Below are 22,188 nucleotides of genomic sequence, written 5' to 3' on the forward strand. Positions count from 1 at the left end.
GTCTCCTGAGTCGAGCGGTCTGGCTACAACTTTGGTCGCCAGACCGCGCCAGCGCGGTCATCCGCGCTGCCGTTGGCGTGTCGGCCCAGACCGACAGAGCCGCAGTGGCGGCGTGCCGTCCTACAAATCGCGCCGTTGGCGTCCGGGCCGTAAAGCCGCAGCCGGGACAGAGCATGAGTCGTCATGTCCCATGCCCTGTCCACTCCCCTGCCTCCGTCCGGTGCCACCGGCGCGGAAGCGGCGCACTGGGAGGGCGAAGGCCCGCAGTGGCTGCTCGTGCTGGCCGGCGACCTGAAGGGTGTCGACCTGCCCAAGCCGCCGGCCGGATTGCCCGCGGCCGAGGGCACGACGATCGCCTTCGACAGTTCGGCCCTGTCGCACTGGCAGCCGCCCCTGGCCGGCGCGCTGTGGCAGCTGCTGGCGCCGCTGGCCCGTGCCGGCGTGCAGCTCGATCTCGAAGGTCTGCCGCGCGGCCTGCAGCCCCTGCTGAAGCTCAGCCTGCCGCAGGGCGAGGCACGCCCGACGAAGAAGCCCACCGACGATGAAGAAGAAGCGCCAGACCCCGAGTGGCGCAAGACCCTGGTCTTCATCGGCGACACCCTTGCCGCCGTCGGCCGGCTGGCACGTGGCCGCAGCGCGATGCGCCTGAGCGACTGGCTGTGGCAGATCGAGCAGACCGGCCCGCGCAGCCTGCCCATCGTGCTGCTGGTCAGCTCCCTGGTGGGGCTGATCGTGGCCTATATGGGCGCCCAGCAGCTGCAGCGCTTCGGCGCGCAGAGCTTCATCGCCAATCTCGTCACCATTGGTGTCGTGCGCGAGATCGCCGCCCTGGTCGTGGGCATCGTGCTGGCGGGCCGCGTGGGCGCGGCCTTCGCGGCCCAGATCGGCAGCATGCGCGCCGGCGAGGAAATCGACGCGCTGACGACGCTGGGCGTGGACCCGGTCGAGCATCTGGTGCTGCCGCGCATGCTGGCCCTGCTCGTCACCGGCCCGATGCTGACGCTGTGCGCCGGCATCGCCGGCCTGACCGTGGGCTGGGCCGTGGCCGTCGGCCTCTACGACGTGCCTTCCGCAGCCTACCTGGCCACCACGCGCGATGCACTGGAAGGCTGGGATCTTTTCGTCGGCCTGCTCAAGGGCAGCGTCTATGCGGTGCTGGTGGCGCTGGCGGGCTGCCGCCAGGGCCTGAACGCCGGCCGCAGCGCTCAGGCCGTCGGTGAGGCGACGACGGCAGCCGTCGTGCAGGCCATCGTGTGGATGGTGGTGGCCGCGTCGGCGCTGACGGTCATCTTCCAAAGGCTGGACGTGTGATGGCCGACGAGGTACTGATGAAGATCGAGAACCTCAGCCTGCATGCCGGCGGCAAGGAGCTGCAGCACGGCCTGAACTTCGAGGTCAAAGCCGGCGAGGTGCTGGCCATCGTCGGCGCCAGCGGCTGTGGCAAGAGCACGCTGCTGCGCCACATGATCGGGTTGCAGACACCCAAGGTGGGCCGCGTGCTGTGGACGGCGAATGGCGAGGAACGCGACGTGCATGGCGACGACCCGCCGCGGCGCGAGATCGGCGTCGCCTTCCAGGCCGGTGCACTGTGGAGCAGCATGACCGTCGGCGAGAACCTGATGCTGCCGCTGGAGCTCTACACCGAGCAGGACGAGGCCGAGCGCGAGCGCAATGCACGCTTCAAGTTGGCCCTGGCCGGGCTGGACGACCCGGCCACCTTCGACGCCGAGCCGTCGGCGCTGTCGGGCGGCATGAGGAAGCGCGCGGCCATCGCAAGGGCCCTGATGCTGGACCCGCCGCTGCTGTGCCTGGACGAGCCCTCGGCGGGCCTGGACCCGCTGACCTCGGCGCGGCTGGACGACCTCATCAAGAAGCTCAAGGACGAGATGGGCCGCGCCATCGTCCTCGTCACGCATGAGCTGGACAGTCTGTTCGCCGTGGCCGACCGCGTGCTCTTCCTCGACGTCGAGGCGCACACGGCGACGGCTCTCGGCCCGCCCGAGGAGCTGCGCGACCACGGGCCGGACGCCGTGCGCGAGTTCCTGACGCGCGGCCAAGCAGACACCGAAAGGAAGGCGGCATGAGCAGCAGCAAGCGCCGCCGCGCCAATCCCTTCGTCATCGGCGCCTTTGTCGTGGGCGCGCTGGCCATCCTCGTCGCCGGCCTGATCCTGCTGCCGGGCCAGCACTGGTTCAAGCAGCCGCAGCGCGTCGTCATGTTCTTCAGCGGCTCGGTCTTCGGCCTGCAGAAGGGCGCGCCCGTGGTGTTCCGCGGCGTGCATGTGGGCGACGTGACCGAGATCCGCGTCTACTACGACAGCAAGACCGACAGCTTCGCCATCCCCGTCGTCGCCGAGCTCGATGACGACGCCGTGCGCAACCTGGACGGACACCGATCGCACGGCGACATCGCCCATGCGTTACCGACGCTGATCGAGCGCGGCCTGACCGCCCAGCTCGGCACGCAGAGCCTGGTGACGGGCCAGCTCTATGTCGACCTGGACATCCGCGCCAAGCCCAAGGGCGTGCTGCACGGCGGGTATCGCGGCGACGCGACCGAGATTCCGACCAGCGCGACCGTCTTCCAGGCGCTGAAGAACCAGCTCGAAAGCGTGGACCTGCGCAAGATCCTCGACGACCTCAGCCAGATCGCGAACTCGGCACGCACGCTGATCGCCTCGCCCGAACTCAAGCAGGGCATGCAGGACTTCGCCGCCACGGCCAGCCACGCGCGCAAGCTGGCCGCCCAGCTGGAGCAGCGCGCCGCGCCGCTGACACGCGGTGCCGAGCGCGCCATGGCCAGCGTGGACCGGGCCGGCGACAAGGTGTCCAGCGCGGCCGACAAGCTTGGCGCGGGCGCGGACAAAGCCAATGTGCTGCTCGACCCCAAGGGCCCGCTGGTGCCGGACCTGCAGAAGACCCTGGCCGAGCTGCAGCGCGCCAGCGCCTCGCTGCGCGAAGCCGCCGATGGCGACGGCCCGCTGCTGCAGCAGACGGAGCGCACGATGCGCGACCTGTCGCAAGCCGCGCGCGCCCTGCGCCAGCTCGCCAGCACGCTGGATGCGCAGCCCGAGGCGCTGCTGCGTGGCCGCAAACCCGATACACCGTCACACGCGCCGACCCGGGAGCCCGCACGATGAAGCCGATCGCCCTGCACCGCCGCGACCTCGTGCTGCTGGCCGCCGCCGCCCTGACCGGCTGTGCCACGCGCGACACGCCACCACGCCGTCTCTACGGCCTGACCGGCGCGCCAGCGCTGCCGCCCGGAACGCAACCCGGCCAGGACAACCGGGCCTGGGTGCTGAGCCCGCAGATCGCCCTGCCCGAGTTGCTGGACCGCGACGAGATGCTGGTCGCCGAAGGCAGTGCCGGGCTGCGGCCCTGGCCCGAGGCGCGCTGGGCCGAACCGCTGCGCGAGGCCCTGCCGCGCCTGCTGGCCGAGGACCTGGGGCGGCTGCGCCAGCCCTACCCGGTGGCTCTCGCCGCGGCGCCCGACCGCGACGCCGAGTCGCTGCGACTGCTGGTGCAGGTGGATGAATGGCTGGCCCGGCCCGACGGCGCCGGCCTGCAGCTGACGCTGCGCGCGCGCTGGCGCTGGGCCGCCCTGCATGCGCCGACCGGTACCGCGCTGCCGGCGGCCGGGGCCGTGGAACTGACCCTGCCCTGCGCGGCCCAGGCGGATGCGCTGGCCGACGCGCACCGGCGCAGCGTCATGCAGCTGGCCGCGCGCATCGTCGCGGCCTCGTGAACTGCGACACGCCGTCGCCTGGGCGGCTTCAGGCAGACCCTGAGGAGCCATGCCGGGCTCGCCTGGAACAATTGCGCCCGCAGGGGCGGCTGCCTCACAGACACAAAAATCGCGCCCGGCCGCCCGTGGGCGCCAAGGGAGTGAGTGATGTTCAGGTCCTGGATCTTTCTGCTGGCGCTGCTGCTCGGCGGGCCTTATCTGATGTTCAGCGGCGCGAGCGACGCGCGCGACATCAAGCGTCTGCAGGCCAATGGCCGCGAGACCATCGCCGGCGTGGAAAGCATCGAGTGGCGCAAGAAGCGCGGCTCGGAGAGCGGCTTCCGCGGCCACATCGTCTTCAAGACGGAGTCCGGTGACGTGGTGCGCGCCGAAATCGGCCTGCCGCAGCAGCAGGGCCAGGCCATCAAGGACGGCAAGGCCGATCCCATGGTCAAGGTGCGCTATCTGCCCAACGAGCCGGGCATCGTGCGCCTGGCGGACATGCAGGACAGCAGCAGCGAAACGCGCTGGTTCGGTCTGGGCATGTTCGTCGTCGGCCTGCTGATGCTGTTCTGGCGCTTTCGCAATCGTTCCGCCGGCGCCGCCGCCGCGGCGGCCTGATCGGCGGCCGGAGCCGATGGCTCCGGCGCCTTCAGCTCAGGGCGTTGCCGTCAGCCTTGCCGCGAAGGCCTTGTGCACGCCCAGCAGGGCCGCGGCGCGCTGGGTCTGCACCTGGATCAGCGCATCCGCCGCCGCGAGGCGCTCCTGCTCGGCATTGAGCAGGGCATAGAAGTCGGTCACGCCGGCTTCGTAGCGCTTCAGCGCCAGCTCACGCGCGCGCACCGTCGCTTCCGCGGCCGTGGCCTGGGCCGTGGCCTGCAGCTCGGTCTCGCGCAGCGTCGACAGGCTGCCCTGGGCGTCCTGCAGGGCCACCAGCTGAGCCTGCTCGGCATTCGCAACGGCGGCGTCAAACCCGGCACGAGCCGCGCTCTCTTCCGCCTTGCGGGCGCCGAAGTCCAGGAAGTTCCAGTTCAGTGCCGCGGCGATGCTGTGGATCTGCGTGCCGCTCTTGAACAGGTCACCGGCGCTGCCGGCGCTCCAGCCGATCTGGCCGGTGAGGCCGATGCTGGGCCAGCGCGCGGCCCAGGCGACATGGGCGCGCGAGGCGGCCGCCTGGGCGCGTGAGGCCGCGGCCTTCACATCAGGACGTTGCGCCAGCAGGCCGGCCGGGTCGGGCAGGGTGCCGAGGCTGACGAGGCGGGGCTCGGGCATGGCGGGCAGCGGGTCGCTGTCGGCCTTGTCGCAGTCGGCCGGCGTCTGGCCGCGCAGCACGTCGAGCTGCAGGCGCGTCAGGCAGGCCGCGTTGCGCAGGGCCGGCACGCTGGCCGAGGTCTGGGCGACGAGGGCTTCGGCGCGGGCCTGGTCGAGTGCCGTGCCGCGGCCGGCGCCGACGCGGGCCTTCACGAGGTCGAGCAGCTGGTTCTGTACGACCAGGGTTTCCTTGGCCAGTTGCAGGCGATGGCCGAGGCCGATGAGCTGGGTCTGCAGGTTGAGTGCGGTGCCGGCCAGGCTGAGCTGGGCGGCATCGCGGTCCAGCGCGGCGCCCTGCGCGTCATAGCCGGCGGCTTGGGCATTGGCCGCGGCGCGGCCCCACAGGTCAACCTCCCAGGCGGCCGTCGCATTGACGCCGTAGCTGGTGAAATTGTTGAACTGGCCCTGGTCGTTGGGCGCGCGCTGGCGGCTGGCGCTGGCGCCGAGGCCGACCGTGGGCAGGCGCTGGGCGCCCGCCGCTGTCGCCAGGGCCTCGGCCTGCTTGAGCCGTGCGGCCGAGGCGCGCAGGTCGCGGTTGTTGGCCAGCACCTCGTCGACGACGCGCTGCAATTGCGCGCTGTCGACAAAGGCCTGCGTCATCGTGGCGGCGCCCGGGTTGGATGCCGGCAGTTGCGCGAACTTCTCAGGGGCCAGGTTGGCCGGGCCCTTGGACAGGCCGGGCGCGGCGCAGCCAACCAGCGTGAGCGCCAGGGCGAGAGGGGTCAGACGGGCGAGCATCTCAATGGCCCTCCTTCTTCGTGGGGGCGTCGTCATCGATGCCAGGGTGGAAGGCATGGGCCGAGGCGTCGATCTGCGCGCGCACCTGGGCCGCGCGGGCACGCCGCTTCTCGGTGCTGGCGCGCAGCAGGCTGTAGAAGACCGGCGTCAGGAAGATGCCGAAGAAGGTCACGCCCAGCATGCCGGCGAACACGGCGATGCCCATGGCACGACGCATCTCGCTGCCGGCGCCGCTGCCCAGGATCAGCGGCACGACGCCGGCACAGAAGGCGATGGACGTCATCAGGATGGGGCGCAGACGCAGCCGGCAGGCCTCGATGACAGCGTCATAGATGGACTTGCCCTGCTCTTCCAGCTCCTTGGCGAACTCGACGATCAGGATGGCGTTCTTGCACGCCAGGCCCACGAGCACGACCAAGGCCACCTGGGTGAAGATGTTCAGGTCCCCGGCCTGCATGAAGGGCGGGAAGTGCGACAGCCAGACGCCGAACAGCGCCGACAGGATGCACATCGGCACGATGAGGATGATGGCCAGCGGCAGGCTCCAGCTCTCGTACTGGGCGGCCAGCACGAGGATGACGAGCAGCACCGAAAAGGCCAGCACGGCCGCCAGCGTGGGCACCTTCATGTTCAGCACGGGCACGGTCACGTCGCGCGTCAGGCGGTCCTGGTAGCTGAGTTCGGTGAACTCGTAGCCGAAGCCGCGCGGCAGCGTCTTCAGCAGGTTCTCGATCTCGGCCTCGGCCTGGCCCGACGAGAAGCCGGGCTTGGGCGCGCCATTGATGTCGGCCGACGGGAAGCCGTTGTAGCGCGTCACGCGGGTGGGGCCGAAGGTCGGCTCGACGCTCATCAGCGAGCCCAGAGGCACCATCTCGCCGGCGTCGTTGCGGGTCTTCAGCTGCGTGATGTCCTCGGCCTTGGCGCGGAAGGGCGCGTCGGCCTGCACGATGACCTGGTAGGTCTTGCCGAACTTGGTGAAGTCGTTGACGTACAGCGACCCCAGGTTGATCTGCAGCGTGTCGTAGATGGAGGCCAGCGGCACGCCCATCTGCTTGGCCTTGGTGCGGTCGACGTTGGCGAACAGCTGCGGCACGTTGATGTCGTAGTTGGAATACGGCGTGCCGATGGAGGTGTTCTGGTTGCCGTAGACCTGGCCCAGCGTGCCCCAGACGGCGCCGTACAGGGCCTGCTCGCCCTGGCTGCTGCGGTCCTGCACCTGCACCTTGAAGCCGCCGGCGATGCCCAGGCCGTCGACCGGCGGCGGTGGCACGACAAACATGCGCGCGCCCTGGATCTGCTGGATGGCGCCGTTGACCTTGCCGAGGATGGCTTCCTTGCTGAGGTCGCGCGAAGTGCGCTTCTCGAAGTCCTCCAGGCCGAAGAAGACGATGCCTTCGTTGGGCGCGGCCGAGAAGCCGGCGCCCGACAGGCCGGGGAAGGCCACCGAGTCCTTGATGCCGGGCACCTTCAGCGCGATCTCGCTCATGCGGCGGATGACTTCCTCGGTGCGGTCCAGGCTGGCGCCCGCCGGCAATTGCGCGATGCCGATCAGGTACTGCTTGTCCGGCGCAGGCACGAAGCCGCTGGGGATGCGCGACATCAGCAGGGCCGTGGCGCCGAGCAGCAGCGCGTAGACGATCAGGGCGACCGACTTGCGCTTCAGGATGCCCGTGACGCCGCGGCCGTAGTCCTCGGAGCGGCGGTGGAAGAAGCGGTTGAACCAGTGGAAGAAGCGGCCGAAGACCTTGTCCATGCCGCGCATCAGCGCGTCCTTGGGCGCGTCATGCGGGCGCAGCAGGATGGCTGCCAGGGCCGGCGACAGGGTCAGCGAGTTGAAGGCCGAGATCACCGTCGAGATGGCGATGGTGACGGCGAACTGCTTGTAGAACTGGCCCGACAGGCCCGGCACCAGGGTCAGCGGGATGAACACCGCGCACAGCACCAGGGCGATGGCGATGATGGGGCCCGAGACCTCCTGCATGGCCTTGACCGTCGCCGCGTGCGGCGTGAGGCCATCCTGGATGTTGCGCTCGACGTTCTCGACCACCACGATGGCATCGTCGACGACGATACCGATTGCCAGCACGAGGCCGAACAGCGTCAGCGTGTTGATGGAGAAGCCCAGCAGCAGCAGCACGGCAAAGGTGCCGACGATGGACACCGGCACGGCCACCAGCGGGATGATGGAAGCGCGCCAGGTCTGCAGGAAGATGATGACGACGAGCACGACCAGGCCGACGGCCTCGAACAGCGTGTGCACGACCTTCTCGATGGAGGTCTGCACGAAGCGCGTCGGGTCATAGACGATGTCGTAGTCCACGCCCTTGGGGAAGCTGGGCTTCAGGCGCTCCATCGTCTTGCGGACGTTGTCCGAGATGGCCAGCGCATTGGAGCCTGGTGCCTGGAAGACGGCGATGGCCGCGGCTTCCTTGTTGTTCAGCAGGCTGCGCAGCGCATAGGTGTTGGCGCTGATCTCGACGCGGCCGAGGTCCTTCACGCGCACCATGGCGCCGGTCTTGGGCTCGCTGCGCACGATGATGTTGCCGAACTCTTCTTCCGTGGCCAGGCGCCCCTGGGCATTGATGGAGAGCTGGAAGTCGGTGCCCTTGGGCGACGGCGAGGCGCCCAGCACGCCGGCGGCGACCTGGGTGTTCTGCTCGCGGATGGCACCGACGACTTCACCTGCCGTCAGGTTGCGCGCGGCGAGCTTTTGCGGGTCCAGCCAGATGCGCATGGCGTAGTCGCCGGCGCCGAAGCTCAGCACCGAGCCCATGCCGGGCACGCGCAGCAGGTCGTCGCGCACGTTCAGCGTGCCGTAGTTGCGCAGGTAGAGGGCGTCGCGCGAGTTGTCCGGGCTGACCAGGTGGACCACCATGGTCAGGTTGGACGCGGCCTTCTCGGTCGTCACGCCGATCTGGCGCACGATGTCCGGCAGGCGCGGCAGGGCGCGGTTGATGCGGTTCTGCACCGCCGTCTCGGCGGCCTCCGGATGCGTGCCGATCTTGAAGGTGACCGTCAGCGTCATGCCGCCGTCGCCGGTGGCCTGGCTGTCGAAATACAGCACGTTCTCGAGGCCGTTGATCTGCTCTTCCAGCGGCGTGGCCACCGTCTCGGCGATGACGCGCGGGTTGGCGCCCGGGTACTGGGCGCGCACGACGACCTGGGGCGGCGCGACCTCGGGGTATTCCGAGATCGGCAGCAGCGGGATGGCCAGCGCGCCGATGAGGAAGATGAAGAGGGACAACACGGTCGCGAAGCGCGGCCGGTCGATGAAGAAGCGTGAGATGTCCATTGCGGCTACCGCCTTCTGATTACTTCGAGGCGGCGGAGGCCGGAGCGGGAGCCGGGGCAGCGCCCGGCGGGCCCTGCGGCGGTGCCGGGATGGGCATGCCCTTGTCGTCGACCTTCAGCACCTGCGGCGTGACAGGCGCGCCGGGGAAGGCGCGCAGCAGGCCGTCGACGATGACCATCTCGCCGGCCTTGACGCCTTCAACGACGCGCATGCCGTCGATCAAGGCACCCGGCGTGACCGGGCGGGGCTGGACGATGTTGTTGGGGCCGATGATGAGGACGACCTTGCGGGTCTGGTCGGTCGAGATGGCGCGGTCGGGCACGACGACGGCGTTGTAGCTGCCGCTGCCGATCAGCTTGATGCGGGCGAACAGGCCCGGCGTGAACAGGCCGCCCTTGTTGTCGAAGACGGCGCGGCCGCGGATGGAGGCGGTGGCCGGGTTCAGGCGGTTGTCGACGAAGTCCATCTTGCCGGTGTGCGGGTAGCCCTGCTCGTTGGACAGGCCCATCTGCACCGCATTGGGCGTGTCGCGCGACGAGGGGCGGCTGCCGTCACGGGCGGCGCGCATGTATTTCAGATAGGTCGCCTCGCTGGCGTCGAAATAGGCATAGACCTTGTCGCTGGAGACGACGGTCGTCAGCACGGGGTCGCCGACACCGACGAGGTTGCCCGGCGTCACGTTGGCGCGCGAGGTGCGGCCGCTGACGGGGGCCGTGATGCTGGCGTACTCGACATTGAGCTTGGACTGCACCAGGGCGGCCTCGGCGGCCTTCTGGTTGGCCTCGGCCGAGCGCAGGGCCGAACGCAGCTGGTCGATCTCCTGCTGGCTGACGGCATTGATGCTGATCAGCTTCTCAGAGCGGGCCAGGTCGGCCTTGGCGAGCTCGGCCTGGGTCCTGGCGGCGGCGATCTGGGCTTCCACGCGGGCCACGTCGGCCTTGAAGGCGCGGGCGTCGATGGTGAACAGCGGCTCGCCCTTCTTGACGACCTGGCCTTCCTTGAAGCGCACGGCCTCGACGGTGCCGGCGACGCGGGAGCGCACCTCGACGGTGTCCGGCGCCTCCAGGCGGGCGGTGAACTCGTCGAATTCCTGCACCTCGCGCTGGGTGGCGGGGGCCACCGACACGGGCGGCGGGCCGCCAGGGCCCCCATGGCCGCCGGCGCCATCCGGCTTCTGGCCGCAGGCGGCCAACAGGGCGATGAGGACGGGAGACAGGGTCAGCGCCAGATTCTTCTTGGACATGGGGGGCTCCAAATGCAAGCCGGCGACTGTAAGCACATCGCCCCATCGCTGTTACCCCAAAACCTAAAGCCCGACCAGGCTGCTGACATTCCTTGTCAACAGCGCAGAACTGTGAACAAAAAAGCCGCCGGGCGCGGGGCCGGGCGGCTTTGGCGGTAACGCACGGGTTTCATGACCCCGCGCAGTCGGCCTCTTAGTGGACGCCGTGCATCTTCTTCTTCATCCACGGGGTCAGCAGCATCAGGACGACGCCGGCGCCGATCGGGATGGCCGTGAAGATCAGGAAGAAGACCGACATCGAGTAGTGGTTGGAGATCTCATCGATGTAGGAACCGGTCACGCCGGCCAGCTTGTTGGCGATGGCGGTGTTCAGGAACCAGACGCCGAACATCAGGCCCAGCAGGCGCGCCGGCGCCAGCTTGGAGATGTAGCTCAGGCCCACGGGCGACAGGCAGAGCTCGCCCATGGTGTGGAAAAGGTAGGCCAGGCACAGGAAGACCATGCTGACCTGGGCCGTCTTGGCGCCCGTCGGGATGCCGGCCGAGCCATAGGACAGCGCGGCAAACCCCAGGCCCAGCAGCACCAGGCCGACGCCGAACTTCACCGGGCCGGCCGGGTTCCAGTGCCGCTCCCACATCTTGGAGAACATCGGCGCCAGGATGACGAGGAAGAAGGAGTTCAGCACGCCGAACCAGCTGGCCGGCACTTCGGACTGCTCCAGTGCGAATTCGCGCGCCAGCATCCAGATGACGAGGCCCCAGATGACGGCAAAGGCCAGCGCCAGCATGCCGTTGGCCAGCAGATAGCGGCTGCCGGTGCTGCGGTTGAGCTTCCACAGCAGCCAGGTCAGGATCAGCGCGGGCAGCACGGTCATCAACGAATTGACGACCTTGAAGACGAATCCACTGGTGCCGACCAGGGTGCGGTCGGTGTAGTCAGCCGCGAAGATGGTCATGGAACCACCGGCCTGCTCGAAGGCGAACCAGAAGAAGATCGTGAAGAAGGAGAAGACGAAGATGGCCTTCAGCCGGTCGGCCACGACATGGGCCGGCGCTTCCTCGGCCGCGGCGGCGGCGGCGACCTTGGCGCGGTCTTCGGCCTTGGGTGGGCCGCCGATGTCGCCGAAGATGTGCTGGCTGAAATAGAACTGCAGCGCACCCAGGATCATGAACAGGCCCGCGAGACCGAAGCCCAGGTGCCAGGACACCTTCTCGCCGATGTAGCCGCACAGCAGGATGCCGAAAAAGGCGCCGGCGTTCACGCCCATGTAGAACAGCGTGTAGCCGCCATCGCGGGCGTTGTCTTCCTTGGGGCCGTAGAGCTGGCCGACGATGGCCGACACATTGGGCTTGAACAGGCCCGTGCCCAGCACGACCAGCCCGAGGCCGGCGTAGAAGCTCGGCACCGTGTTCAGGAACATCGAGATGTGGCCCGCCGCGATGACGAAGCCGCCGAACAGCACCGCACGGCGCGTGCCGAGGTAGCGGTCGGCCAGATAGCCGCCCAGCACCGGCAGCAGATAGGCCATGCCCGTGTACCAGCCGTACAGCGACGTCGCCTCGGCGCGGCTCCAGCCCCAGCCGCCCTTGGCGACCTCGGTGACGAGGAACAGCACCAGCAGGCCGCGCATGCCGTAGTAGGAGAAGCGCTCCCACATCTCGGTGAAGAACAGCACGAACAGCTGGTTGGGCTGGCCGAGGATGGCTGCACCGGCTTGCGGGGTCGCCGCTCGGCCGGGCGTGGCCGAGGCGGCCACGGGGGAAGTGGTAGTCACGTCAATCGTTCCAGGTGAAACCGGGGAGGCGGGCGGTAGCTCGCCGCGGAAGGCTGGAATTGTCCCGCCAGCAGGACGTTTTCCACGGACGGGCGGCCCAGGGATTGCCCTGGGTCGACCTAAACTCGTTCGATGACCAAAGCCGTGATCCTTGCCGGGGGACTGGGCACTCGCATCGCCGAGGAAACCCATCTGCGGCCCAAGCCCATGATCGAGATCGGCGGCCAGCCCATCCTGTGGCACATCATGAAGATCTATGCCGCCCACGGCATCCAGGACTTCATCGTCTGCTGCGGCTACAAGGGCTATGTCATCAAGGAGTACTTCGCCAACTACTTCCTGCACAGCTCGGACGTCACCTTCGACCTGGCCCACAACCGAATGGAAGTGCACGAACGCCACGCCGAGCCCTGGCGCGTGACGCTGGTCGATACCGGCCACGAAAGCGGCACCGGCGGCCGGTTGAAGCGGGTGGCGGCCTATCTGAAGGACGAGACCGACTTCTGCTTCACCTATGGCGACGGCGTCGCCGACGTGGACGTGACCGCAGCCATCGCCCAGCACCGCGCCCGCGGCGTGGCGGCCACCATCACCACCGCCATCCCGCCGGCCCGCTTCGGCGCTCTGGACGTCGACCCCGACACCGGCCTGGTGCGGCGCTTCCGCGAGAAGCCGCAGAGCGAGAGCGCCGGCGTCAATGCCGGCTTCTTCGTGCTCAAGCCCGAGGTGCTGGACTTGATCGAGGCCGATGCCGACGCCTGGGAGGCCCGGCCGCTTGAGACGCTGGCCGAGCGCGGCCAGCTCGGCGTCTACGAGCACCCCGGCTTCTGGCAGCCCATGGACAACGTGCGCGACCGCAACCATCTGGAGCGCCTCTGGGCCGAAGGCCGGGCGCCGTGGAAGCTGTGGTGAACGCCAGCACCTGGGCCGGCCGGCGTGTCTTCGTCACCGGCCACACCGGCTTCAAGGGCGGCTGGCTGGCGCTGTGGCTGAAGCGCCTGGGCGCCCAGGTCAGCGGCTATGCGCTGGCGCCGGAGCCCGGCGGCTTCCATGACCTGGCCGGCGTGCGCCAGGTGCTGCAGGCCGACTGGATCGCCGATGTGCGCGACGCGCCCACGCTGCTGGACGCCCTCATCACGGCCCAGCCCGAGGTGGTCTTCCACCTCGCGGCCCAGCCGCTGGTGCGAGCGTCCTATGCCGACCCGCTGGGCACTTTCGCCACCAATGTGATGGGCACGGCCAACCTGCTGGATGCCGTGCGCCAGTACGGCGGCGTGCGCGCCACCGTCGTCGTCACCACCGACAAGTGCTATCGCGACCTCGGCCCGCCCTGCCGCGAAACCGATGCCCTCGGCGGCCACGACCCCTACAGCGCCAGCAAGGCCGGCGCCGAGATCGTCGCGGCCAGCTATGCGGCCTCCTACGAGCTGCCGCTGGCCACGGCGCGCGCCGGCAATGTCATCGGCGGCGGCGACATCAGCACCGACCGCCTCGTGCCCGACCTGCTGCGCGCCATCGACGCCGGCGCGCCTCTGCACCTGCGCCACCCCGACGCCGTGCGGCCCTGGCAGCATGTGCTGGAGCCGCTGGCGGGCTATCTGCAGCTGGCCGAAGGCCTGCTGGAAGACCCCGCGCAGTTTGGCGGCGCGTGGAACTTCGGCCCCGCCGACCTGCACGGCCAGCCCGTGCGCAACGTGGCCGGCCTGCTGCTGGCCCATGCCCGTGCCGACGGCGCAGCCCTGCCCGAACTCACGCTGGGCGACGGCAGCGGCGTTCACGAAGCCAGCGTGCTGCTGCTGGACTCCAGCAAGGCCGCCCAGCAACTCGGCTGGCAAGGGCGCCTCACGCTGTCCGAGGCCCTGCGCCTCACCTGGCAATGGCACCAGGCCCACCGCAGTGGCCAGGACCTGCAGGCGCTGACGCTGCAGCAGATCGACTCCTACTCATCGCTTCCATGAACCCCGACCAAATCAAGCTGCGCCAGCAGATCCTGCAGCTCGTCGAGCAGTACGCCGCGGCGGCGCCTGCGCCGGGTGGCTTCAAGCCTGGCGAAACCGTCGTTCCGCCGTCCGGCAAGGTGGTCGGCGCACCGGAGATGAAGCTGATGGTCGAGGCCTCGCTGGACGCCTGGTTGACCACCGGCCGCTTCAATGCCGCCTTCGAGGCGCGCCTGGGCGAGCGCCTGGGCATGAAGCATGTGCTGACGACCAACTCCGGCTCGTCGGCCAATCTGCTGGCCTTCTCGGCCCTGACCTCACCGTTGCTGGGCGCGCGCGCCATCCAGCCGGGCGATGAGGTCATCGGCGTCGCCGCGGGCTTCCCGACCACGGTCAACCCCATCCTGCAATGCGGCGCCGTGCCGGTGCTGGTGGACGTGCACCTGCCGACCTACAACGTCGATGTGGCCCAGCTGGAAGCCGCCATCACGCCGCGCACCAAGGCCATCATGCTGGCCCACACGCTGGGCAACCCCTACAACCTCGAGGCCATCACCCGGCTGTGCAAGCAGCACGGCCTGTGGCTGGTGGAGGACTGCTGCGACGCGCTGGGCTCGACCTACAACGGCCGGCTCGTGGGCAGCTTCGGCGACATCGGCACACTGAGCTTCTACCCGGCCCATCACATCACCATGGGCGAAGGCGGTGCCGTCTTCACCAACAACGACGACCTGCGCCGCGCTGCCGAGTCCCTGCGCGACTGGGGCCGCGACTGCTGGTGCGCACCCGGCAAGGACAACACCTGCGGCAAGCGCTACTGCTGGAAGCTGGGCCAACTGCCCGAGGGCTATGACCACAAGTACACCTACAGCCACCTGGGCTACAACCTGAAGATCACTGACATGCAGGCCGCCTGCGCCCTCGCGCAGCTGGACCGGCTCGACGGCTTCATCGCCGCGCGCAAGCGCAACTTCGCGCGCCTGCACGAGCGGCTGCAGGGCGCTCAGGAATTCCTGCTGCTGCCCAAGGCCACACCAAACAGCGACCCGTCCTGGTTCGGCTTCCCCATCACCCTCAAGCCCGAAGCCAATCTGCGCCGCGTCGACCTGCTGACCCACCTGGACAGCAAGCGCATCGGCACGCGCCTGCTGTTCGCCGGCAACCTGACGCGCCAGCCCTATATGCAGGGCCGCAACTACCGCGTCGCCGGCCCGCTGACCAACACCGACATCGTCATGAACGACACCTTCTGGATCGGTCTCTACCCGGGTCTGTCCGATGAACAGCTGGACTACGCCGCCGACGAGATTGCTGGCTTCGTGGGGGGCGGCCTGTGAACGCGGCCGAGCGCGTCGCCGCGTATCTCGCCTCGAAAGGCCTGTCGCAGGTCTTCGCCGTCACCGGCGGCGGCGCGATGTTCCTGAACCAGGCACTGGCCACCCACGCCAACCTCCAGTGCAGCTTTATGCACCACGAGCAGGCCTGCGCGATGGCGGCAGAAGGCTATGCCCGCATCGACGGCCGGCCCGCCATCGTCAACGTGACGACCGGCCCCGGCGGCCTGAACGCGCTGAACGGCGTGTTCGGCGCCTTCACCGATTCCATCCCGATGATCGTGCTGTCCGGCCAGGTCAAGCGCGTGACGGCGCTGGCGCACACGCCCGTGCCGGGCCTGCGCCAGCTCGGCGACCAGGAAGTGCCCATCACCGACATGGTCGGCCCCATCGTCAAGAAGGCCTGGGCGATTGGCTCGCTGGAGGAGCTGGGGCGCGCCTTGCCCGAGGCCATTGCGCTCGCCACCCATGGCCGGCCAGGGCCGGTGTGGCTGGACATCCCCATCGACCTGCAATCATCCACGGAAGCCTTTGATTTCATCGAGCCGGCCGCGGCACCCGTGCCGGCCACGCCGGATGTCAGCACCGTTCTGCAATGGCTGCGCGACGCCAAGCGCCCGCTGATCCTTGGCGGCACCGGCGTGCGCCTGGCAGGCGCCGTGGACGAGCTGCGGGACCTGGTCGAAGCCAGCGGCATTCCGCTGACGACGGCCTGGACGCATGACCTCATCGAGAGCGACCACCCGCTGTTCGCCGGCCGCCCCGGCACCATCGGCACGCGCGCCGGCAATATCTGCCTGCAGGCCGCCGACCTCGTCATCGTCATCGGCTCGCGGCTCAACATCCGCCAGGTCAGCTACAACTGGGGCAGCTTCGCCAAGAGTGCCCGCGTGGTGCAGGTCGACATCGACCCGGCCGAGTTCGACAAGCCGCTGGTCAAGCCGACGCTGACTGTCATCGCCGACGCCAAGGCCTTCATCCAGGCCCTGCGCGCCGGCATCCAGGCACCCGGCTTCGCGCCCTGGGCCGCCTGGTGCCGCGACATCGCCGCCCGCTACCCGGCGCTGGAAGCCGGCAACACCAGCGCGCCGGGCGTCATCAATCCCTACCGCGCCGTCGCCGCCCTGTTCGAAGCCCTGCCTGACAACGGCATCGTCGCCAGCGGCAATGCCTCGGCCTGCATCCTGCCCTTCCAGATCAGCCGACTGAAGCGCGGCCAGCGCCTGTTCAGCAACTCCGGTGCCGCCTCCATGGGGCATGACCTGCCGGCTGCCCTGGGCGCATCGACGGCCGCACCGGCCCGTCGCGTCGTCTGCCTGGCCGGCGACGGCAGCCTGCAGATGAATGTGCAGGAGCTGCAGACGCTGAAGACGCAGCAACGCAATCTCGTCGTCGTCGTCATGGCCAACGACGGCTATCTGTCCATCCGCCTCAGCCACGAGAACTTCTTCGGCCGCGTCATCGGCGCCGACCGCGCCTCGGGCGTGGATTGCCCGGACTATGTCGCGCTGGCTCGGGCCTATGGCATCGAGGCTGTGGACATTGCCAAGCCCGAAGATCTGGCGCGCCTGCCGGCGTTGATTGGCGGCACAGGTCCGCTGCTGGTGCAGATCCACGTCGACCCGACCCAGGGCTTCAGCCCCAAGCTGAAGTCGCGCGTCGACGAACACGGCAAGTTCCTGACACCGGAGCTGGACGACATGCACCCCTTTCTGCCGGCCGACGAGTTGGCCCAGGTTCGCCTCGGCGCGCTGCAAGCCACGGGTGACGCGTAGTGCTGCCGCGCCTGATCCGAGAGCCCATCCTCGCGCTGCTGGACCGGCTGGGCTACCAGCTGACCCTGCGCAACCGCAACGGTGCGCTGCATGGCCCCATCCTGCCGGGCGCGACGTATTCGCCGTGGAACGCCGATGCGGACTTCCAGGCTGCGATGAAAGGCATTGAGGGCCACACCCTGGTGGACCTGTATCGCTGCTACGAGCTGTGGTCGCTGGTCGGTGAATTGCGCCACGTGCCCGGCGCCCTCATCGAGGTCGGGGTCTGGCGCGGCGGTACGGGCGCCCTCATCGGCCGGCGCGCGCGGCTGGCGGGCATCGATGCGCCGCTCTACCTGTGCGACACCTTCAGCGGCGTCGTCAAGGCAGGCACGGCCGACCCGGTCTACGTCGGTGGCGAGCATGCCGATACGTCGGAAGGCGTGGTGCGCGAGTTGCTGGCCCGCATGCAGGTGGACAACACCCGTATCCTGCGCGGCATCTTTCCCGACGAGACGGCGGCGGGCCTCGAGAACACGAAGTTCCGCCTGTGCCACATCGACGTGGATGTCTACCAGTCGGCCAAGGACGTTGCGGACTGGATCTGGCCGCGCCTGTCCGTGGGCGGCGCCATCGTCTATGACGACTACGGCATTGCGCCGACGGCCGGCGTGACGCGTTTCGTGGACGAACAGCAAGGCCTGCCGGACCGGCTCACGGTCTACAACCTGAATGGCCACGCCGTCACCATCAAGACCCGCTGACCTGCCGGCCGCCGTCGGTCTGCACCATCCGCTCGCCGCGGAGCGCTACTACCTGCTGCATCGCGCCACGCAGGTGGTGGGCGCCGGCCTGCTGGCTCTGCTGGCGACGCTGACCCTGTCGCCCGTCGAGGCGGGACTGTTCTTCACCCTCTGCAGCCTGCTGGCCGCGCAGGTGCTGCTGGATGCTGGCAGTTCCACGCTGCTGGTGGCTTTTTTGGGCCGCTCGATGCGCCAGGTCGAATGGCGGGGCGGCCGCTTGCAGGGTTCGCCCGCCGCCCTGCGCCGCGTTGGCTGGCTGGCCCGCTATGCCATGGGTTGGGGCCTGTTCAGTGCGCTGCTGGCCCTGGTGCTCATCATGCCGGCCTCGCTGTGGCTGCTGGGCCAGCGATCCGAGATCGACGCGTTGCCGCAGTGGCGCCTGGTGACGCTTGCGACGCTGGCTGGTCTCGCGTTGAGCCAACTGGGCAACGCGGTGCCGGTCGCGCTGGAAGGGCTGGGGCAGGTGGCGCGCGTGGCCAGGCTGCGGGCCGGCCAAGATGCGCTGGCCTACGCCGCCGCGGCGTTGGCGGCGGCCTCGGGGCATGGTCTCTGGTCGCTCGCCTGGATGTGGGGACTGCGCGGCGCCATCGGCATCACCTGGAGCCTGCAGGCCGCCGCGCCATTGCTGGCCGCGGGCCGCAGCGCGGCCCACCGTCGCCATCAGCGCACGCTTTGGCCCATGCAGTGGCGGCTCGCCTGCTCCTGGACGGCCGGCTATCTGAGCCAGCAGAGCCTGGTGCCCGTGGCCTACGCCCTGCTGGGCCCGCAGGCCGCGGGCCGGCTGGGACTGGCTTTCTTCTGCACCAACGGGTTGTTGATGGTCGCCACCGCCTGGGCCTCCGCACGCATGCCCGAGTTCGCGCGGCTCTCCGCCGGGCGTCGCTGGTCGGACTTCGACACCCTGCTCGCACGCGTGCTGCGTGTGACTGCAGCCGCTGCCCTCGGGGGCGGCCTGCTGGCGGTCGTGGGGCTGTGGCTGCTGCAGGCCGCGCCGGCCTGGGCCGAACGCCTGCCCGCTCCCGGCTGGTTTGCGCTGCTGCTGCTCGCCACGGTGGCGTCGGCCGTGGTGGCCGCCATCGCCACTGCCTTGCGAGCCTGCGGCGGGGAGCCTTTCTTCGTGCCCACGCTGGTCGGTGGTGCGCTGGTGCTGCCGGCCTTGGCGCTGGGAGCGCACGTCGACGGCATCATGGGCCTGTGCGTCGCGTATCTGGGCTTGTGCGGCGGGCTCGGGCTCCCTTGGGCCCTGTGGCTGCGCAAGCGCCAGCAGCGCGGTCGCGCCGCCTGACGATGCACATCGGACGCAGCCTCACGGCCTGGCGGCTGCTGCGCGGCGCACTCGCTCTGCAGCCCCGCCCGAGGTGGTCGCAACGCCTGCAGGCCCTGGAAGGGGTGCGGCTGCTGTGCGTCGACATCTTCGACACGCTGCTGTTCCAGGACCCGGAGCTGGACGCCACCGTGCTGCTGGCCGTCTGCGAAGAGATCCCGCGCCTGCTGCGGCGCGAGGGCGTGGCCGGTGGCTCGGCAGCGCATGGGTACGCGGCCTTGGCCAGTCACCGCGAGCGTCTTCGCGCCACGGCCGGCGGGCGGCCGGAGGTGCCGCGCCGCGAGGTGTATGCGGCGGTGTTCGCCGCAGCTGGTCTGCCCGCCAGCGCCGAGGCCTTGGCCGGCGAGCTGATCGCCTTCGAGCTGGCCCTGCACCGCCGCCTGACCTGGCCGCATGCGGAGATGCGCGCGCTGCTGGAGGCGGCGCGGTCGCGCGGCATCCGCATCGTCGCCGTGTCCGACAGCTATCTCGGCGCCGCGGAGCTGCAGGCGCTGTTGCAGGCCCACGGCATGCCTGAGGTCGACCGCATTTACGCGTCCTGCGAGCACGCGGCCGACAAGTTCCACGGCGAGCTGTTCCGACAAGTGCTGTCGGCCGAGGGCGTGCCGGCGCAGCAGGCACTGCATGTGGGCGACCGCATGACGGCCGACGTGTGGTCGCCGCGCGGCTGCGGCATGGCCGCCCTGCACTGCAAGCCGGCTGCGGCGCCGCAGCCCGTCGCCGAGGCCGGCACGAATGCGGCGTACCGCTTCGGACACGACACCCTCGGCCCGGTCTTCGCCGCATTCGCCCGCCTGCTGACTCGCGAGCTGCGGCACCGCGGCTGGAGCCGGCTGGCCTTTGTCGCACGTGACGGCGACCTGCTGCGCGAGGTGATGCGCCGCTGGCTGGGCGCGCGACCGAGCGGGCCGCAACCCGCGCTCGACTATGTCTACCTGTCGCGCCGCGCGACGGCGCTGGCTGCCGCGCAGCGCATCGACAAGGCAGCGCTGGCGCAGCAACTGCAGATCCGCGCGCCTGGCGCGCTGCTGGACAGGGTACTGGCCTTCCACGACCTGCAGTCGCTGGCCGTACCGGACGACATCGGGGACCCGGCCTTCCAGGCCGCCGTCGCGGAGGCCGCCGCCACGCAGACGGCCCTGCTGGCCGACTATCTGAGCCAGGAGCGGCTCGGGGCGGACGAGGCAACACTGCTGGTGGACATCGGCTGGCGCGCCAGCATCCAGCAGGCCCTGAACCGGGCGTTTGCCGCGTCGCCGGGCTTCCGGCCCCTGGCCGGCTGCTATCTGGGCCTGTGGGGCGGCGAAGGCTCACATGCGACGGGTCTGCTGGGCGACGGTAACCGCCGCCGCAGCCTGGCGGAGTCAGCCCCCTGGCAGGCCGCGCTGCTGCTGGAACCCCTCTGCCGGGCTCCACATGGCACGGTGCTGGGCTATGAACGCGATGGCGAAGGCCGGGTGCAGCCGCGCCTGGACAGCCACAGCGCGGCACGCCGGGCCGAGCTCGAGGCGCAAGCCCGGGCCGAGGCCATCCGCCGCGGCCTGCTCGACCACGTCGCGCGCGCTGCCGCGCTCACCGAAGTCCCGGTACCGGCTGCACGCCTGCGCCGACGGGCGCAGCGGCGCCTGCTGCGGCTGGCCTGGCTGCCCCGACCTGCCGAGGTCGAGCTGCTGGCCGGCCTCGTGCACACCGAAAGCCATGCTGCGGACTGGGCGCCGACACTGGTGGCCGCCGAACGCCCTTCCCCCTGGCGCTCGCCGCGGCGCTGGCTGGCCGGCCTGGCGTCACCCTGGCGCGGCGGCTATGTGGCCATGACGGCGGGACGCGCCGGCGGGCTGGCGTTTCTCGGGCTGGAGGCGCTGCTCATCGCCTTTCCAGGCCTGGGCCGGCGCCTGCAGGCGTGGGCGAGACGGGCCGCCGGCGTCTGAACTCAGATCCGCTGCGTGCGGTCCTGCAGCGCGTTGCGCGAGGACCTGTCGCCCAGCACCGCACGCGCCACTGCCTCGACCACCGGCCGCGCCAGCGGCGGCGCCACGAACAGCCAGCCCAGCAGCCAGGCCAGCAGCCGCCGCGCCGACAGCGGCCCGCCGCCAAAGCGGCGCAGGCGCATCTGGCGCCATGCCCAGCGCGCCGCCGCGGCGTCGCCGTCCGCGCAGGCCAGCGCCAGCAGTTGCCGCGCCAGCCCCAACAGTTCGGGGTGCACGTCGGCCTCCACCTTGCGGGCCAACAGCCGGCGCTGGCGTTGCGGCAGCGGCAGGTCCAGCACGGTGGGAAAGGCCAGCGACGCATTCACGACCGACCAGGAGCTGCCTGCGTCGGCCTCGCACCAGGTGGCGATGTGTTGCGTCGACAGCCGTACGCGCCCCTGCCCCCCCAACGCCAGCAGCAGGGCCAGCACATGCGGCATGTTGCTGTAGGCATAGGCATAGGCGAGGCGCAGATGCCGCTGCAGCGCCGGCGCGCGCAGCACGCTGGCCGACAGGAAGAGCACGTTGGACAGGGAATCCATGCGCGCCAGGAAGTCGTCGCCGCCGCGCAGCTCCAGGTCCAGGCGGCGGTCGTACAACTCGCTGCGGTAGTTCACGCCGACGAGGTCGGCGTGGGCGGCGCGCACATCTCCCAGCACGCGCGCGACGGCATCGGCATCGGGCAGGTCGTCGTCGCCCAGGATCCACAGCCACTCGGTCTCGCAGGTCTCAAGGCAGCGCAGAATGTTGGCGTTGCCGCCGATGTTCCAGGGATTGCGCACGATGCGCACGTCGGCGCCCGCGACCAGCTCGGCCAGCGTCTGGGCCACCGGCCGCGGCGAAGCGTTGTCTCGTATGACCAAGCTCACATCTGGCCCGAGTTGCGGCAGCAGCGCAGCCACGGTCTGTGCCAGGACCTCGTTACGATCAAAGGTCGGGATGGCGATCGTCAGCAACGGTGCGGTCATGCCGGCATCCTAGAACC

17 protein-coding genes are annotated in these 22,188 nt (G+C 69.9%); 12 read left to right on the forward strand and 5 right to left on the reverse strand.

Annotated features, from left to right (window positions below):
• The first annotated feature begins 183 nt into the window (after positions 1-183).
• From ACS5PN_RS11930 to ACS5PN_RS11950, 5 genes are all read left to right on the forward strand, one after another.
• Complete coding sequence (locus ACS5PN_RS11930) at positions 184-1,311, forward strand: MlaE family ABC transporter permease (RefSeq protein WP_439464170.1); 1,128 nt, start codon at positions 184-186, stop codon at positions 1,309-1,311.
• Positions 1,311-2,084, forward strand: a complete 774-nt coding sequence (locus tag ACS5PN_RS11935) for an ABC transporter ATP-binding protein (protein WP_439464171.1) — start codon at positions 1,311-1,313, stop codon at positions 2,082-2,084. Before ACS5PN_RS11930 ends, ACS5PN_RS11935 begins: the two co-directional genes overlap by 1 nt.
• The gene (locus tag ACS5PN_RS11940) at positions 2,081-3,139 is read left to right on the forward strand and encodes an MlaD family protein (protein ID WP_439464172.1); all 1,059 of its coding nucleotides are present in this window, start codon (positions 2,081-2,083) and stop codon (positions 3,137-3,139) included. The genes ACS5PN_RS11935 and ACS5PN_RS11940 overlap by 4 nt, the downstream gene beginning before the upstream one ends.
• Positions 3,136-3,747, forward strand: a complete 612-nt coding sequence (locus ACS5PN_RS11945; protein WP_439464173.1) for a PqiC family protein — start codon at positions 3,136-3,138, stop codon at positions 3,745-3,747. Before ACS5PN_RS11940 ends, ACS5PN_RS11945 begins: the two co-directional genes overlap by 4 nt.
• Positions 3,748-3,894: 147 nt before the next feature.
• Positions 3,895-4,347, forward strand: coding sequence for a DUF3592 domain-containing protein (locus ACS5PN_RS11950; RefSeq protein WP_439464174.1), 453 nt, complete (start codon positions 3,895-3,897; stop codon positions 4,345-4,347).
• A gap of 36 nt (positions 4,348-4,383) precedes the next feature.
• Here ACS5PN_RS11950 and ACS5PN_RS11955 read toward each other — a convergent pair whose 3' ends face one another.
• From ACS5PN_RS11955 to ACS5PN_RS11970, 4 genes are all read right to left on the reverse strand, one after another.
• On the reverse strand, positions 4,384-5,775 hold the full coding sequence (locus ACS5PN_RS11955; protein WP_439464175.1) for an efflux transporter outer membrane subunit: 1,392 nt from the start codon (positions 5,773-5,775) through the stop codon (positions 4,384-4,386).
• A gap of 1 nt (position 5,776) precedes the next feature.
• A complete protein-coding gene (locus tag ACS5PN_RS11960; RefSeq protein ID WP_439464176.1) occupies positions 5,777-9,067 on the reverse strand; it encodes an efflux RND transporter permease subunit in 3,291 nt (1,096 codons plus the stop codon).
• A 19-nt stretch (positions 9,068-9,086) separates the two neighbouring features.
• Complete coding sequence (locus tag ACS5PN_RS11965) at positions 9,087-10,310, reverse strand: efflux RND transporter periplasmic adaptor subunit (RefSeq protein ID WP_439464177.1); 1,224 nt, start codon at positions 10,308-10,310, stop codon at positions 9,087-9,089.
• Between the two features lie 193 nt (positions 10,311-10,503).
• Positions 10,504-12,084 (reverse strand): peptide MFS transporter, encoded by a 1,581-nt coding sequence (locus tag ACS5PN_RS11970; protein WP_439464178.1) that lies wholly within the window; start codon positions 12,082-12,084, stop codon positions 10,504-10,506.
• Positions 12,085-12,216: 132 nt separating this feature from the next.
• Between ACS5PN_RS11970 and rfbF the strand changes: the two genes are divergently transcribed.
• The 7 genes from rfbF to ACS5PN_RS12005 are packed head-to-tail and all read left to right on the forward strand — an operon-like array spanning position 12,217 to position 21,164.
• Positions 12,217-12,996 carry a glucose-1-phosphate cytidylyltransferase gene (gene rfbF / locus ACS5PN_RS11975; protein ID WP_439464179.1) on the forward strand — a complete coding sequence of 260 codons (780 nt, stop codon included), beginning with the start codon at positions 12,217-12,219 and terminating at the stop codon, positions 12,994-12,996.
• Positions 12,993-14,042 carry a CDP-glucose 4,6-dehydratase gene (gene rfbG / locus ACS5PN_RS11980; protein WP_439464180.1) on the forward strand — a complete coding sequence of 350 codons (1,050 nt, stop codon included), beginning with the start codon at positions 12,993-12,995 and terminating at the stop codon, positions 14,040-14,042. The genes rfbF and rfbG overlap by 4 nt, the downstream gene beginning before the upstream one ends.
• On the forward strand, positions 14,039-15,358 hold the full coding sequence (gene rfbH / locus ACS5PN_RS11985; protein WP_439464181.1) for a lipopolysaccharide biosynthesis protein RfbH: 1,320 nt from the start codon (positions 14,039-14,041) through the stop codon (positions 15,356-15,358). The genes rfbG and rfbH overlap by 4 nt, the downstream gene beginning before the upstream one ends.
• Complete coding sequence (locus tag ACS5PN_RS11990; RefSeq protein ID WP_439464182.1) at positions 15,355-17,130, forward strand: thiamine pyrophosphate-binding protein; 1,776 nt, start codon at positions 15,355-15,357, stop codon at positions 17,128-17,130. The genes rfbH and ACS5PN_RS11990 overlap by 4 nt, the downstream gene beginning before the upstream one ends.
• A complete protein-coding gene (locus ACS5PN_RS11995; protein ID WP_439464183.1) occupies positions 17,130-17,873 on the forward strand; it encodes a TylF/MycF/NovP-related O-methyltransferase in 744 nt (247 codons plus the stop codon). The genes ACS5PN_RS11990 and ACS5PN_RS11995 overlap by 1 nt, the downstream gene beginning before the upstream one ends.
• On the forward strand, positions 17,842-19,197 hold the full coding sequence (locus tag ACS5PN_RS12000; RefSeq protein WP_439464184.1) for a hypothetical protein: 1,356 nt from the start codon (positions 17,842-17,844) through the stop codon (positions 19,195-19,197). Before ACS5PN_RS11995 ends, ACS5PN_RS12000 begins: the two co-directional genes overlap by 32 nt.
• 2 nt (positions 19,198-19,199) lie before the next feature.
• Complete coding sequence (locus ACS5PN_RS12005) at positions 19,200-21,164, forward strand: HAD family hydrolase (RefSeq protein WP_439464185.1); 1,965 nt, start codon at positions 19,200-19,202, stop codon at positions 21,162-21,164.
• A gap of 2 nt (positions 21,165-21,166) precedes the next feature.
• Here the strand turns inward: ACS5PN_RS12005 and ACS5PN_RS12010 are convergent, their stop codons facing one another.
• Positions 21,167-22,171, reverse strand: a complete 1,005-nt coding sequence (locus ACS5PN_RS12010; RefSeq protein WP_439464186.1) for a glycosyltransferase family 2 protein — start codon at positions 22,169-22,171, stop codon at positions 21,167-21,169.
• Between the last annotated feature and the right edge of the window lie 17 nt (positions 22,172-22,188).

The organism is Roseateles sp. NT4, assembly GCF_051857475.1.
GTDB lineage: Bacteria > Pseudomonadota > Gammaproteobacteria > Burkholderiales > Burkholderiaceae_C > Pelomonas.

Excerpts from the sequence above, each read along its gene's own strand:
- ACS5PN_RS11930 (WP_439464170.1), top strand. The coding sequence starts at position 184 with ATGTCCCATGCCCTGTCCACTCCCCTGCCTCCGTCCGGTGCCACCGGC.
- ACS5PN_RS11935 (WP_439464171.1), top strand. The coding sequence starts at position 1,311 with ATGGCCGACGAGGTACTGATGAAGATCGAGAACCTCAGCCTGCATGCC.
- ACS5PN_RS11940 (WP_439464172.1), top strand. The coding sequence starts at position 2,081 with ATGAGCAGCAGCAAGCGCCGCCGCGCCAATCCCTTCGTCATCGGCGCC.
- ACS5PN_RS11945 (WP_439464173.1), top strand. The coding sequence starts at position 3,136 with ATGAAGCCGATCGCCCTGCACCGCCGCGACCTCGTGCTGCTGGCCGCC.
- ACS5PN_RS11950 (WP_439464174.1), top strand. The coding sequence starts at position 3,895 with ATGTTCAGGTCCTGGATCTTTCTGCTGGCGCTGCTGCTCGGCGGGCCT.
- ACS5PN_RS11955 (WP_439464175.1), bottom strand. The coding sequence starts at position 5,775 with ATGCTCGCCCGTCTGACCCCTCTCGCCCTGGCGCTCACGCTGGTTGGC.
- ACS5PN_RS11960 (WP_439464176.1), bottom strand. The coding sequence starts at position 9,067 with ATGGACATCTCACGCTTCTTCATCGACCGGCCGCGCTTCGCGACCGTG.
- ACS5PN_RS11965 (WP_439464177.1), bottom strand. The coding sequence starts at position 10,310 with ATGTCCAAGAAGAATCTGGCGCTGACCCTGTCTCCCGTCCTCATCGCC.
- rfbF (WP_439464179.1), top strand. The coding sequence starts at position 12,217 with ATGACCAAAGCCGTGATCCTTGCCGGGGGACTGGGCACTCGCATCGCC.
- rfbH (WP_439464181.1), top strand. The coding sequence starts at position 14,039 with ATGAACCCCGACCAAATCAAGCTGCGCCAGCAGATCCTGCAGCTCGTC.
- ACS5PN_RS12000 (WP_439464184.1), top strand. The coding sequence starts at position 17,842 with ATGGCCACGCCGTCACCATCAAGACCCGCTGACCTGCCGGCCGCCGTC.
- ACS5PN_RS12005 (WP_439464185.1), top strand. The coding sequence starts at position 19,200 with ATGCACATCGGACGCAGCCTCACGGCCTGGCGGCTGCTGCGCGGCGCA.
- ACS5PN_RS12010 (WP_439464186.1), bottom strand. The coding sequence starts at position 22,171 with ATGACCGCACCGTTGCTGACGATCGCCATCCCGACCTTTGATCGTAAC.